The 14,574-nt window shown below is 51.1% G+C and carries 12 protein-coding genes; 6 read left to right on the top strand and 6 right to left on the bottom strand.

The window, feature by feature from the left end:
• Positions 1–312: 312 nt before the first annotated feature.
• Positions 313–825, bottom strand: a complete 513-nt coding sequence (mobB, locus tag NR177_RS16605; RefSeq protein ID WP_256853266.1) for a molybdopterin-guanine dinucleotide biosynthesis protein MobB — start codon at positions 823–825, stop codon at positions 313–315.
• Entirely contained in the window at positions 825–1,397 is a 573-nt protein-coding gene (gene mobA, locus NR177_RS16610; protein WP_109718222.1) for a molybdenum cofactor guanylyltransferase MobA, read from the bottom strand. Before mobA ends, mobB begins: the two co-directional genes overlap by 1 nt.
• A gap of 54 nt (positions 1,398–1,451) precedes the next feature.
• Between mobA and NR177_RS16615 the strand changes: the two genes are divergently transcribed.
• The 4 genes from NR177_RS16615 to polA all read left to right on the top strand — a co-directional run bounded on the left by NR177_RS16615 (position 1,452) and on the right by polA (position 6,581).
• Positions 1,452–1,727: a YihD family protein gene (locus tag NR177_RS16615; protein ID WP_256853267.1), complete on the top strand. Its 276-nt coding sequence runs from the start codon at positions 1,452–1,454 to the stop codon at positions 1,725–1,727.
• 45 nt (positions 1,728–1,772) lie between these two features.
• Positions 1,773–2,759, top strand: coding sequence for a serine/threonine protein kinase (locus NR177_RS16620; RefSeq protein WP_096011133.1), 987 nt, complete (start codon positions 1,773–1,775; stop codon positions 2,757–2,759).
• 25 nt (positions 2,760–2,784) lie between these two features.
• Positions 2,785–3,414, top strand: coding sequence for a thiol:disulfide interchange protein DsbA (dsbA, locus tag NR177_RS16625; protein ID WP_063877747.1), 630 nt, complete (start codon positions 2,785–2,787; stop codon positions 3,412–3,414).
• Positions 3,415–3,794: 380 nt separating this feature from the next.
• Positions 3,795–6,581, top strand: a complete 2,787-nt coding sequence (gene polA / locus NR177_RS16630; RefSeq protein ID WP_256853268.1) for a DNA polymerase I — start codon at positions 3,795–3,797, stop codon at positions 6,579–6,581.
• A 398-nt stretch (positions 6,582–6,979) separates the two neighbouring features.
• Here the strand turns inward: polA and yihA are convergent, their stop codons facing one another.
• A complete protein-coding gene (gene yihA, locus NR177_RS16635) occupies positions 6,980–7,615 on the bottom strand; it encodes a ribosome biogenesis GTP-binding protein YihA/YsxC (RefSeq protein WP_096011138.1) in 636 nt (211 codons plus the stop codon).
• A 551-nt stretch (positions 7,616–8,166) separates the two neighbouring features.
• Here yihA and yihI point away from each other — a divergent pair.
• Complete coding sequence (yihI, locus tag NR177_RS16640) at positions 8,167–8,688, top strand: Der GTPase-activating protein YihI (protein WP_256853269.1); 522 nt, start codon at positions 8,167–8,169, stop codon at positions 8,686–8,688.
• A gap of 234 nt (positions 8,689–8,922) precedes the next feature.
• On the top strand, positions 8,923–10,296 hold the full coding sequence (gene hemN / locus NR177_RS16645; protein ID WP_063877744.1) for an oxygen-independent coproporphyrinogen III oxidase: 1,374 nt from the start codon (positions 8,923–8,925) through the stop codon (positions 10,294–10,296).
• A 39-nt stretch (positions 10,297–10,335) separates the two neighbouring features.
• Here the strand turns inward: hemN and glnG are convergent, their stop codons facing one another.
• The 3 genes from glnG to glnA form a co-directional block, all read right to left on the bottom strand.
• The gene (glnG, locus tag NR177_RS16650) at positions 10,336–11,745 is read right to left on the bottom strand and encodes a nitrogen regulation protein NR(I) (RefSeq protein WP_014332989.1); all 1,410 of its coding nucleotides are present in this window, start codon (positions 11,743–11,745) and stop codon (positions 10,336–10,338) included.
• A gap of 7 nt (positions 11,746–11,752) precedes the next feature.
• Entirely contained in the window at positions 11,753–12,802 is a 1,050-nt protein-coding gene (gene glnL / locus NR177_RS16655; protein WP_063877743.1) for a nitrogen regulation protein NR(II), read from the bottom strand.
• A gap of 193 nt (positions 12,803–12,995) precedes the next feature.
• The gene (gene glnA / locus NR177_RS16660) at positions 12,996–14,405 is read right to left on the bottom strand and encodes a glutamate--ammonia ligase (RefSeq protein ID WP_063877742.1); all 1,410 of its coding nucleotides are present in this window, start codon (positions 14,403–14,405) and stop codon (positions 12,996–12,998) included.
• Positions 14,406–14,574: the final 169 nt, after the last annotated feature.

Raw genomic sequence — 14,574 nt, forward strand, 5'->3', positions numbered from 1 at the left:
GAACTGCCAGGCATCAAACAAGTGAAGAAGCCCTGAACGAAAGTTCAGGGCTTTTTTACGTCCGTAACCTGCGGAAAGCGGGGCGTCAGGCCGGCTTTCCTGCGCGTCCGGGACTGCGCGAGCGCCGTCCGCGTCATTCAAACCGCCGGGCCGGGATGGGATGAAACGGCGAGTGAGAAAGCCGGATGGCCTGTCCGTCATAACGGAATTTACGTCACTTTCTCCGTCCGAAGATGAAAAAGCCCTGCAGAGAACGCCGCTGATCTGGGTAAAACTTGCTCACAGACGCTCTCACTCCCTACCTCTCTGCCCTTAATGCTTCTTTTTACCCAGCCATGTCATGATAAACGCGGCCACTGCTTCTGGCTGGTTGATATTCATGGCAGGCACGTCCAGCTTTAGTGTCATGTCGTCAGTGGCGACAGCCACGACGTTCTCATCCAGTAGTGCTGCAAGCTCACCTTTCACGCCCGATCGCCAAAGCACAATCTTTGGTATTGGTTCACCTTTAAACCCTTCTACCAACACCACATCCAGTTGTCTGCTGTCCATTTGCCGTGCTAACGCCATTAAACTCACAGGCTGCTCGGGCGTTTCACACATCAGCGCCCAACGACGGTCGCTGGCGACAATAACCTGATCGGCTCCGGCCTGGCGCAGTCGATAACTGTCCTTGCCTGGCGTATCTACGTCCATGTCATGGTGGGCATGCTTAATCAATCCTGCACGTATCTCCTGCGCCCTTAACAAGGGTATAACCTGCTCAAGAAGTGTGGTTTTACCGGTCCCACTCCAGGCGACAATGGCCAACAACGGAACACACATTATGATTTCTCCTGCTCCACAAGGTCGTCAGGCGTATTGATGTTGCTAAAAGCCGACTCCGGGTCGCTAAACGACACCGAATGCCCACCATGCTCACGCATAAATTGCATCAGTCGGCGCTCACCGCGCATCAACCAGGCTTCAAGATCGTCGGCGATCGCCTTATTCATTAACGCCAGGGTGGGATGATCTCGCTGTGACGATTTGACCCACACGACAAGAGCGTTGTTACGCTGCTGCCATAGACGTGCGACAAGATCGCCAGGGATATTGGGTGTATCACAGGCACAAAATACCACCCACTCTGTGGGACTGTTCCGCAAACCACTCAGCATACCTGCCAGCGGTCCAGGGTAGTCTTTAATCGAATCTGTTACGACCTGACAACCACTTAGCTGATAATGATCAATGTTGCGGTTAGCACTTATTAACACAATGTCTACCTGTGGCCTCAACCGCTGCAAAACGTGCTGATAAAGTGGTTCACCTCGCATGATGAGTAACCCTTTATCCTGCCCACCCATACGGCTACCTTGTCCGCCAGCAAGGATTACACCGGTGAATGCTGTCATTTTTGTCTCCTTGCTTCATTCTGGATATAACGCACCCTGCATTAAGGAATCGTCATGAAAACGCATCGGCTGACTGAATTGCTTGAACTCCTGCTACCGGCGTGGGAAAAAGAACCCGATCTTAACCTGTTGGCATTTTTACAAAAACTGGCACAAGAGTCCGGTTTCATTGGCCCATTAAGTGAATTAAGCGATGACGTATTGATTTATCATCTAAAAATGCGTGATTCAGCCAGCGACGATCAGATTCCAGGCCTGAAAAAAGATTATGAAGTTGATTTTAAAACAGCCCTGCTACGAACACGCGGTGTCATCAAAAATGACGAGTAGTGTTATCCTTGGCGATTAACCGTAAAGATAAGCACAGGGATAACCATGAGTGATGCCGCCTTTAACTTCCAGACGCTCAATCCTGATGTCCTGTTGGATGCGCTTTGGGAAACGGGTATTCGGGTGGATTCTGGTTTAACCGCCCTGAACAGCTATGAAAATCGTGTTTATCAGTTTAGCGACGATGAAAAACGCCGCTACGTTGCTAAGTTTTATCGCCCTCAGCGCTGGAGTGCAGAACAGATCACCGAAGAGCATCGGTTTTCCCAGGATTTGCTGGACGATGAGGTGCCGATTGCCGCGCCGTTAGTTTTGCAGGGCGATACGCTGCAACGTCATGCTGGCTTTTACTATGCAGTCTTTCCCAGCCTGGGTGGACGGCAGTATGAAACTGACAACGAAGATCAGATGGAATGGGTAGGCCGTTTCCTGGGACGTATTCATCAAACTGGCCGCAAAAGCCTGTTTCAGCAACGTCCATCGATAGGGCTTGAAGAATATCTGGATCAGCCGCGGGACGAACTGGCAAAAACCAGGCTCGTGCCAGCCTCACTTCGCAATGCACTGCTCGAAGCCGTCGATAAACTCGGCGTGACGTTGCGCAAAAGCTGGCACAGTGACTGGCAGCCGCTACGATTACATGGTGATTGCCATCCGGGTAATATTTTGTGGCGTGATGGTCCGCTGTTTGTCGATCTTGATGATGCCCGCAATGGTCCGGCCATTCAGGACTTGTGGATGTTAATCAGTGGCGACAGACAGGAACAGCGTATTCAGTGGGATATTTTACTGGACGCCTACAGTGAATTCAGCGACTTCGATATTAATGAATTGTCACTGATTGAGCCTTTACGTGCCATGCGCATGATTTATTATCTGGCCTGGGTGGTTCGCCGTTGGCAGGATCCTGCTTTTCCGCGCGCCTTCCCCTGGATGACGGATGAGGATTTCTGGCGCAGGCAAATTTTGCAGTTTATCGAGCAGGAAAAGGTGTTACGGGAACCGCCGTTGCAGCTGGCCCCGCAATTTTAATGAAAAGTCAGGAGAGTTTTCCCCAATGAAGAAAATATTTTTTGCACTGATTGGTTTGGTGCTGGCGTTTAGCGCATCTGCTGCACAGTTTTCTGAAGGTAAACAGTACGTTAGCCTGCCTAAGCCTATAGCAGGTGAGCCGCAGGTCATGGAGTTTTTCTCTTTTTTCTGTCCGCACTGCTACCAGTTCGAGCAAATCTACCATGTCAGTGATGCAGTGAAAAAAAATCTGCCAGCTGATACCAAGATGGTTAAATACCATGTCGATTTCCTTGGTGGCGACTTAGGTCCGGTTGTTACCCATGCGTGGGCAGTGGCTATGGCGCTGGGCGTAGAAGATAAAGTCACGTCACCTATTTTTGATGGCATCCAGAAAACCCAGACGATTACTGACGCAGCCAGCCTGAAAGAGGTATTCATTAAAGCAGCGGGCATTTCCTCTGAGCAATACGATGCGGCCTGGAACAGCTTTGCGGTAAAAGCGTTGGTGGCCCAGCAGCAAAAAGCGGCCTCTGATGTTGATCTGCGAGGTGTGCCAGCGATCTTTATTAACGGTAAATACATGGTTAATAACGGTGGTCTGGATACCAGCTCGATGGCGAACTTTGTGGCGGATTATGCCAACGTGGTTAAGTTCCTGGTTGAGAAAAAATAAGCGTTTTACGCTGAGTACCCTGCATAACGCCAGCATACGCTGGCGTTTTCATTTGTAATCACTACGCACATCGCTGGCAGGTTGAGGAAGCACAGTTTTTCTATCCACACAAGCAAACATGCCATTAAAAATCACGATCGCATCACGGATTTAAATTAACTCATTGTTTTTATGTGATTAAATTTAGCCTCAATCTTTTTTATACTATAAATAAACTATTGATATAATTTTTACGCACAAAGTTATCCACAGAAAGATCGTTGCGATCCCGATTACAGAAGCACGAAAAACGCCGATCTCGGTTTGTCTTGATTAACCCTTTTCGCCAAGGTGTGGCATCCTTATAGACCAATCCATGGCAATGAAGAATACACAGACATATGGCGCAAATAGCAGAAAACCCCCTGATTTTGGTTGATGGCTCATCCTATCTTTATCGCGCGTACCACGCTTTCCCGCCGCTAACCAACACTGCAGGTGAGCCTACTGGTGCTATGTATGGTGTGCTGAACATGCTGAAAAGCCTGTTGGCACAATACAGCCCTACACATGTTGCTGTGGTCTTTGACGCTAAAGGCAAAACTTTCAGGGATGAGCTGTTTGAACATTACAAATCCCACCGCCCACCGATGCCCGATGATTTGCGGTCACAAATAGAACCGCTGCATGAAATGGTGCGCGCGATGGGATTGCCGTTGTTAGCCGTAAGCGGTGTCGAAGCGGATGATGTGATTGGCACGCTGGCGTTAGAGGCGGAGAAAAAAGGCTATTCTGTCCTGATCAGTACAGGCGATAAGGATATGGCGCAACTGGTCACGCCGGCGATTACCCTGATTAATACGATGACCAACACCATTCTCGGGCCGGAAGAAGTGGAACAAAAGTATGGTGTGCCGCCCGCTTTAATCATCGATTTTCTGGCGATGATGGGGGACAGCTCAGATAACATTCCTGGCGTGCCGGGCGTGGGTGAAAAAACGGCCCAGGCGCTGCTGCAGGGGTTAGGTGGGATGCAGTCGATTTACGATAATCTCGATAAAGTCGCCGATCTCTCATTCCGTGGTGCAAAAACCATGGCCGCTAAGCTGGAACAGAATCGCGATGTTGCTTTTCTCTCGTATCAGCTTGCCACCATCAAAACTGACGTTGAGCTTGAGCAGCCGTGCGAAGCGCTCACGGTCAGTGAACCTGATGTCAAAGCACTGCAGGCACTGTTTAGCCGTTTCGAATTCAAGCGCTGGTTGACTGACCTGCAAGAGGGAAAATGGTTGCAAGGTAATAAGAGCAACCGACAATCCCAGCAGGCCCTTGCTGATGAGCCGGCGGCGAGCGTTGAGGCGACCAGCCTGTTATCAACTGACGGCTATGTCACCATTCTGGATCAGCAAACCTTAGACACCTGGGCTGAAAAGCTGAAAAACAGCGAGGTCTTTGCGTTTGATCTGGAAACCGATGGCCTGGACACGTTAACGGCCAACATTATCGGTCTCAGCTTTGCGGTAGCGCCGGGTGATGCGGCATATCTGCCTGTGGCACATGATTACCTGGATGCGCCGGAGCAGCTCGACCGCGATGCCGTACTGGCGCAACTCAAGCCGCTGCTGGAAGATCCTAACGCCAGCAAAGTCGGCCAAAATCTCAAATACGATCGTGGCGTCCTGAAAAACTACGATATAGAACTTGCCGGTATCAAATACGACACCATGCTGGAGTCCTACATCCTGAATAGCGTGGTAGGCAAGCATGATATGGACAGCCTCTCTGCGCGCTGGCTGAATCATAAAACCGTCACCTTTCAAGAGATCGCCGGTAAAGGTAAAAATCAGCTTACCTTTAATCAGATAGCCCTTGAGCAGGCCGCGCACTACGCAGCAGAAGACGCCGATGTGACCTTACAGCTGCATCTGAAGATGTGGCCAGAGCTTGAAAAAGAAGCCGGACCTAAAAAGGTTTTTGAACAGATTGAAATGCCGCTGCTTAAAGTGATTTCACGTATAGAACGTAATGGCGTGTTGATCGATCAGGCTATCCTGGCGCAGCACTCGAAAGAGCTGACATCGCGTCTGGCTGAGCTTGAGCTTAAAGCACATGAGCTGGCGGGTGAGCCCTTCAATCTTTCTTCGACGAAACAGCTGCAGGTCATTCTGTTTGAAAAGCAGGGAATTAAGCCCACGAAAAAAACACCGGGTGGCGCGCCCTCTACCAGTGAAGAAGTGTTGGCAGAGCTGGCTCTGGACTATCCCCTGCCGAAGGTGATTCTGGAGCACCGTGGACTCTCGAAACTGAAGTCAACTTACACCGACAAGCTGCCGCTGATGATAAATCCCGTTAGCGGGCGCGTGCACACGTCTTATCATCAGGCGGTGACGGCAACCGGACGCCTTTCTTCAACCGATCCTAATCTGCAAAACATTCCGGTGCGCAACGATGAAGGACGCCGCATTCGTCAGGCCTTCATCGCAGACAAGGGCAACCGCATTGTCGCGGCGGACTATTCGCAGATTGAACTGCGCATCATGGCGCACCTGTCGCAGGATAAAGGCCTGCTGGATGCTTTTTCCCAAGGTGAGGATATCCACCGCGCCACCGCCTCAGAAGTCTTTGGCGTGCCGCTCAGTAAGGTTACGGGCGAACAACGCCGTAGTGCCAAGGCCATCAACTTTGGTCTTATCTATGGCATGAGTGCATTTGGGTTATCTCGCCAGCTAAACATTGGCGCAGGCGAAGCGAAAAAGTATATGGATTTGTACTTTGAACGCTATCCCGGCGTGCTGCGTTATATGGAAAACACGCGCCAGCTCGCGGCCAGTAACGGTTATGTTGAAACGCTGGATGGACGTCGTCTGTGGTTGCCTGACATCAAGTCCAGTAACGCCATTCGTCGTAAGGCGGCTGAACGCGCGGCGATTAATGCGCCGATGCAGGGGACGGCTGCAGATATCATCAAACGCGCCATGATTGCGGTTGATAGCTGGCTGCAGAAGCAGAACGATGATGCGGTAAGGATGATCATGCAAGTGCACGATGAACTGGTGTTTGAAATTAAAGCCGATGCCGTTGATGAGGCCAGCAAGCAGATTCGCACGCTGATGGAAGGCAGTATGGCGTTAGATGTGCCCTTACTGGTCGAAATCGGTGTCGGAGATAATTGGGAACAGGCGCACTGATACGGCCATAACAGGTGGCGTTAACGCGCCACCTGTTATGCGATGTCCCGTGGGCAGGCAGGGAACAGGCGTCGGCCCTCGCTGAAGCCGCAAAACGGTGCAGTAACTTATTATGGCCTAAGCACTTTTTTTGTAATTTAACTACATCCCACTCTCGTTTTTGTGACGAGTGCGGTAAAAAAAGTGATTAAAAATGAAAGGGAGCAACAAAAAACCCTTTGTCGCTCACAAAAAATCAGGTAAAGTTCGAGGCGTAGGGTACAGAGGTAAGATGTTCTATCTTTCAGACCTTTTACTTCACGTAATCGGATTTGGCTGAATTTAGCCGCCCCAGTCATTCTGTGACTGGGGCGTTTTTTATTGGAAAAACGCTAAAAATACGTAGCACATCGCTTCGCTTATGCCTCAGTGTCCTGATCTTCTACAGCAGGCTCAAGCTCACTAAACCAGCTATCCAGCTTTTGACGCACTTTATCAACGCCAATTTTTTTCAGCGATGAGAAAATTTCTACCTGCACATCACCCATAAACGCCATTGAGGCTTCTTTCACCACATTGAGCTGGGCTTTACGTGCGCCGGAAGCAAGCTTGTCAGCTTTAGTCAGCAGCAGTAAAACAGGGATGCCGCTCTCTACCGCCCATTGAATCATTTGCTGATCCAGATCTTTAAGCGGATGGCGAATATCCATCAGTATCACCAGGCCTTTGAGCGCCTGCCGTTTTTGCAGGTACTCACCTAGCGCCCGCTGCCATTTAAGTTTCATCTCTTCTGGCACTTCGGCATAGCCATAACCCGGTAAGTCGACGAGGCGTTTACCTTCTGCGACTTCAAACAGGTTAATCAACTGCGTACGACCGGGCGTTTTACTGGTTCGCGCCAGGCCTTTTTGATTGGTCAACGTATTTAAGGCGCTGGATTTACCCGCGTTTGAACGGCCAGCAAACGCCACTTCGATGCCGGTATCAGAAGGCAAATGGCGGATGTCCGGTGCACTAAGAATGAAGCGGGTGACATGGTAATTCAGTTCAGACAAGGTAATACTCCAGGAACGCATTAGGGCAATGGCGCTGATTATACGCGTTATGGCGTGAAAGTGCTCAATACCATTGGTCAGGTAAGGTTGTGAGACATTTGCCATAAATCTTGCCAGTTATGTCTCTTTTTAATTAAATAATTAAAAAAATAAATGATTAAAATTCAGGGCATTATACTTAAGTATAGGTTTTTACGCTCAAATACCCCGCAAGTGTTACTTGAGGGTTTTACCAGATGGTCTACATTATTCAGCAGTGCAGGACGCACTCATCAGGATGATGCGCTCAGGAACGTCGGGATGACGAAGAGCGGCTGGAGTGGAAATGGTCAGGGATGTCGGACCGGAAAAGGAAAAGGACAGGCTCAAGAGTTGAGCAGGCGCAGGATTAACCGGGATGTTGTGAGCCGAAACGGATTTGAAACATGATTCCTTCTGCCGAAGGTATGAAATAAGGCGACAGCTTGAGCTGTCGCCTTTTTTCTTTGTCTGGTTTCTGCTAGATTTCGCCGCAATTCTATACTGAATAAAAAACACCGGGACCCAATATTATGAAGCAACCTGCAAGCGCTGCGAAAGGTAAGCCTGTCGCCAAAGCTAAACGCAAATCGCGTGACGATATCAATCATGAAGCGCGCGATCGTAAACGCGACAAAAAGCATCGCGGTCATGCGTCTGGCAGCCGTGCTAACCCGCAAACTCAGAGCAACACCAGCAAGCAAAGTGATGCCGCGAAAGATCCACGCATTGGCAGCAAAAAGCCGGTGTCATTGATTGCTGGCGAAAACGCCACACCGGCGAAAGTGAAAAAAGTCGCGGCGAAACCGGCCGCAGAGAAAAAAGCCGCGCTCACGCCTGAAGAAGAGCTGGCGCAGCTGGAGAACAGTGAGCGCCTTGATGCGCTGCTGGATCGTCTTGAAAAAGGTGAGACGCTGTCATCTGATGATCAGGGCTGGCTCGACGTCACCCTGGATCGCATTGACGAACTGATGGAACAGCTTGGCATTGAGATGGACGAAGAAGAGGACAAGGAGGCGGAAGAAGATATGTACCGCCTGCTTAAAGGTAATTAAGCATTTTTGATCGGCATGCGTTAATCCGCATGCCCCGCTTAACAGGTAAACGACAATGTTTTGGCCTGGATCAATTTTATGGTTGTTGATGACATGTTATCTGCTGTGGTTAATGTTTAAACTACAACGACTGTCGCGTCTGAAGCAGCGTTTACGTCGGGTTCCCGCCCGCTCTCCTCTCTTTCCTTCTGTATCGCGACCTTTACAACGGCGACGTAAACGGAAGGAGTAAGCATGTCAGCAATGCAGCTTGAGTGGGACCCGGCGTTAATTGAAAAGTATAACTATGCCGGGCCGCGCTACACGTCTTATCCCACCGCATTAGCGTTCAGCGATAACTTTACCGCCGATGACTTCAGACGGGCGACCGAGCGCTATCCACAACGTTCGTTATCGCTGTATATCCACATCCCGTTCTGTCATCGCCTGTGCTATTTCTGTGGCTGCAATAAGATTGTCACGCGTCAGCTGCACAAAGCCGACCGTTATCTGGATGCGCTTGAGCAGGAGATCGTTGCTCGCGCACCGCTGTTTCGTGGTCGTCAGGTCAGCCAGTTGCACTGGGGCGGCGGGACGCCCACGTTTCTCAATAAACAGCAGATCAGCCGGCTGGTGGCGCTGCTGAAACAGCACTTTACCTTTGTCGATGACGCGGAGATGTCGATTGAGGTCGATCCGCGTGAAATTGAACTGGATGTGATCGATCATCTGCGTGCGTGCGGTTTCAATCGCCTGAGCATGGGCGTACAGGATTTTAATAAAGCGGTGCAGGAGCGGGTTAATCGGGTTCAGGATGAAGCGGTTATTTTTGCCTTAATGGCGCGGGCACGCGAGCAGGGATTTCGTTCAACCAGCATTGATCTGATTTACGGGCTGCCGCTGCAAACGCCCGAAAGTTTTGCTTATACCCTGCAGCGCGTTATCGCACTCGATCCCGATCGTCTCAGCGTCTTCAATTACGCCCATCTGCCCGCACTGTTCGCCGCACAGCGTAAAATTAAAGACGATGAGCTGCCGTCGCCACAGCAGAAGCTGGACATCCTGCAACAAACTATCGCAACGCTGACTCAGCATGGCTACCAGTTCATCGGCATGGATCATTTTGCGAAACCCCAGGACGAGCTGGCAGTGGCACAGCGCGAGGGGAAACTGCACCGTAACTTTCAGGGTTATACCACCCAGGGCGACAGCGACTTACTGGGTCTCGGCGTATCTGCCATTAGCATGATTGGCGACAGCTATGCACAAAACCAGAAAGGCCTTAACGACTGGTACAGCCAGGTCGAAAAACAGGGTCATGGGTTGTGGCGGGGTTTAACGCTACGTGATGATGATTGCTTACGTCGTGATGTGATCAAAGCGCTGATCTGCAACTTCTCGCTCGACTTCAGCGCGGTGGAAGCCCAGTGGAACCTTCACTTTGAAACGTATTTTGCGCAAGACCTGGCGCTGTTAAAACCGCTGGTGGCTGACGGGCTGGTGGAGCAGGACGCAACCGGCCTGAGAGTGACGGGGATCGGACGGTTACTGATTCGTAATATTTGTATGTGCTTCGATGCCTGTTTACGACAAAAAGCGCGGCAACAGCCGTTTTCACGCGTGATATAAAAGCCGGAACAGCACAGGCTGTCCCGGCGGGTTAGTTTCTTATTCCATGCCCAGTTCTTTAAGCTTACGCGTCAGGGTATTTCTTCCCCAGCCGAGCAAACGTGCTGCTTCCTGCTTGTGCCCTTGGGTATGACGTAGCGCTGTGGTGAGTAATGTGCGCTCCATCTCCGGCTGAGCTTCAGACAGCAGATTTTGATGACCGGAACGCAGTGCACGATCCGCCCACTGCGCCAGCAGTGTCGCCCAGTTGTCAGGCAACGACTGCGTCGGGCTTTCTGGCGTGCTGGATTCAAACAGTTCAGGCGGTAAATCCTGGATCAGCACTTCCTGCCCCGCCGCCATAACGGTTAACCAACGGCAGGTGTTCTCCAACTGACGCACGTTACCCGACCAGTGCAGACGCGTTAGCGCGGTTTCGGTTTCCGCGTGCAGAATCTTGGCTTCAACGCCAAGCTCCCGTGCAGCCACTTGGAGGAAATAACGAGCCAGACGAGGAATATCTTCACGGCGCTCACGCAAAGGCGGGAGATGCACGCGAATAACGTTCAGGCGGTGGAACAAATCCTCACGGAACTTGCCTTCCTGCACCCGCAGCTCAAGGTTCTGGTGCGTTGCGGCAATGATACGTACGTCAACTTTGACCGGCGCATAGCCGCCAACACGATAAAATTGTCCATCAGCCAGGACGCGCAGCAGGCGAGTCTGAACATCCAGCGGCATATCGCCGATTTCATCTAAAAACAGCGTGCCACCATCTGCCTGTTCAAAACGGCCCTGGCGGATTTGATTGGCACCGGTAAACGCCCCTTTTTCATGGCCAAACAGTTCAGATTCAATCAAATCCTTTGGAATCGCAGCCATGTTTAAGGCAATAAAAGGAGCCTTACTACGAGGGCTGTGGCGATGCAGCGCATGTGCAACCAGTTCTTTACCCGTCCCGGATTCACCGTTGATCAGAACGCTGATCGACGAGCGGGAAAGACGGCCAATGATACGAAACACGTCCTGCATGGCGGGTGCTTCACCGATAATATCGGTCGTTGGGCCGCTGACGGGTTGATTGCGTGGCTGCTGCTGTTCCTGATAGTGACTGATGGCGCGCTCAACCAGCGCGACAGCTTCGTCGATATCGAACGGCTTCGGCAGATAATCAAATGCCCCTTGCTGATAGGCACTGACCGCGGCATCCAGATCGGAGTGCGCCGTCATAATGATGACCGGAAGCATAGGATGACGCTGTTTAATCTGTTTTAGCAGCGTCAGACCATCCATACCTGGCATACGAATGTCTGATAATAAAACGTCCGGGGTTTTCGTCGCTAATGCGTTCAGCACGTCATTCGCGCTGTCAAAGGTCGCACAGCTCAAACCGGCTCCAGTGAGCGCGCGTTCAAGCACCCAGCGGATGGAGCTATCGTCATCGACGATCCAGACTATCCCTCGTTGCATAGAAACCTCACTGGCGAATAGGCAGGTAAACCGAAAATTCGGTATGACCCGGCCAACTGTTAAACTCAATTTTTCCTGAATGCTGATCAATCAGGCTACGGGCAATAGAAAGACCTAAACCGGTTCCGCCTTCACGTCCGCTCACCATGGGATAAAACAGCGTATCCTGGAGCAGGGCCGGAATGCCGGGGCCGTCATCTTCAATATCAATACGGGCGACCAGACGATACCGCGTGCCATGCAGCGTTAGCTGAAAGGCCGTACGGGTGCGAATCACGATCGTGCCGCCGTCCTCGCCTAACGCCTGTAGCGCATTACGCACGACATTCAGCAGAACCTGTTCAATCTGGTCAGGATCGTGAGGTAACTCCGGCAGACTGGGATCGTAATCGCGGACCAGAGACACGTTTTCGGGCAGCTCCATCGAGACCAGGTTAACCACCCGTTCAGCGACCTGATGAATGCTCTGGGTAATGTGCATACCCGGTTGTTGAGGCCCTAATAAGCGATCGACCAGATTCCGCAGGCGGTCGGCCTGTTCGATAATAACTTTGGTATATTCGTTCAGCGCGGGATCGGGCAGGGCGCGGGACAGCAGCTGAGCGGCGCCACGCAATCCCCCTAACGGATTTTTAATCTCATGGGCCAGTCCACGCACCAGATCGCGAGCCGCAACCTGCTGAGCATGCTGTAATTGTTCCTGACTCAAACGACGCTGATTATCCATGGGCGCCATTTCCAGCAAAATTAAGCCATCAGGCAACCGTTGTGCCGTGAGTGACATAATGTGTGCCCGGCCATCGACCACCAGAGTGACTTCACTGTCAGTAAAGCCCTGGCCCGCCTCAAGACTCTCGCGCATTACCTCGACATTCAGCGAAAAATAGCCGGTCAATTCAGGTAACGGCGTACCGAATAATTTACGTGAACTTTGCGCCAGTAATTGCTGTGCCGCAGGATTGGCATAATGAATAACCAAATCGTTATCCACCAACAAAATACTGTTGATTAAGGTATTGAGAATCTGCCCTGCATCGGGCAGTGAGGCAGTTGCCATACAGCGTTCCTCTGCACTAATTTAGTGCATTGTAATCTTTAAGCCGGAATTAAAGCGAATGAACGATGAATTCGCGGAGAAAAAAGCCCATCCGAAGATGGGCTAAAGTTTCCACGGCAACAAAAAAACGTTTCAGACTCTCGGTGCCGCCTTTGCAATGTTTATCTGCGGCACCCATTTGCTTACTCTGAAATTAAACGCTGTAGTACAGTTCGAACTCAACCGGGTGCGGCGTCATGCGAACACGATCGTTTTCTGATTTACGCAGTTCGATGTAGGCATCGATAGCATCATCAGTGAACACGCCGCCACGGGTCAGGAACTCGCGGTCTTCGTTCAGGGCAATCAGCGCTTCTTCCAGTGAACCTGCAACTTTTGGAATCTCAGCTTCTTCTTCCGGTGGCAGGTCATACAGGTTTTTGTCCATCGCGTCACCAGGATGGATTTTGTTGATGATGCCATCAAGGCCAGCCATCAGCAGGGCGGTGAACGCCAGGTATGGGTTAGCAGCCGGGTCCGGGAAGCGGGCTTCAATACGACGCGCTTTCGGGCTGGCAACCACCGGGATACGGATTGAGGCTGAACGGTTACGGGCTGAGTAGGCCAGCATGACCGGGGCTTCATAACCGGGCACCAGACGTTTGTACGAGTTGGTGGTTGGGTTTGCCAGGGCGTTAATGGCTTTAGCGTGTTTGATGATACCGCCGATGTAGAACAGTGCCATTTCAGACAGGCCGCCGTACTTATCGCCAGAGAACAGGTTCTGACCGCCTTTAGACAGCGACATGTGGCAGTGCATACCGGAACCGTTGTCACCAAACATAGGTTTTGGCATAAAGGTCGCGGTTTTGCCGTAGGCATGAGCGACGTTGTGCACGACATATTTGTAGATCTGAATTTCGTCAGCTTTTTTGGTCATAGTATTGAAGCGCGTTGCCACTTCGTTCTGACCTGCTGTTGCGACTTCATGGTGATGGGCTTCAACCACCAGGCCCATTTGCTCCATGGTCAGACACATGGCAGAACGGATGTCCTGTGATGAGTCAACCGGTGGCACTGGGAAGTAACCGCCTTTCAGACCTGGACGGTGACCTTTGTTACCGCCTTCGTATTCTTTACTGGTGTTCCATGCCGCTTCGATATCGTCGATGGCAACATGTGAGCCAGACGTTGAAGAACCAAAACGGATATCGTCGAACAGGAAGAATTCTGGCTCTGGGCCAAACAGAACGGTGTCCGCAATGCCTGAAGCGCGCAGGTAGTCTTCAGCACGCTTAGCGATAGAGCGTGGGTCACGGTCATAGCCCTGCATGGTGCCTGGCTCAAGGATGTCGCAACGAATAATCAGCGTAGAATCTTCAAAGAAAGGGTCCATCACCGCCGTGGTTGCATCAGGCATCAGTACCATGTCTGATTCATTAATCCCTTTCCAGCCGCCGATGGAAGAGCCATCGAACATTTTGCCTTCTTCGAAGAAGTCAGCGTTAACCTGGTGAGCCGGAATAGTAACGTGCTGTTCTTTACCTTTGGTATCGGTAAAACGCAGGTCAACAAACTTAACTTCATGCTCGTTCATCATCGAGAGAACGTGTTCAGCGGACATACTCAACTCTCCTGGAAATGGTCATTGTCTACATAGTGAGAACCGGGTTACGGAATGAACGACTGTTAACGACCATTCCTGAATCTGATCCTGACCAGCTCTGCAACCGTTGTCTTACATCGTTTTCGTCTGGATAATACAAAGCGAATTCTGTGCCAACTTTATTTCT

The sequence above is a fragment of the Pantoea sp. Fr+CA_20 genome, from assembly GCF_024520835.1.
Lineage (GTDB): Bacteria > Pseudomonadota > Gammaproteobacteria > Enterobacterales > Enterobacteriaceae > Pantoea > Pantoea allii.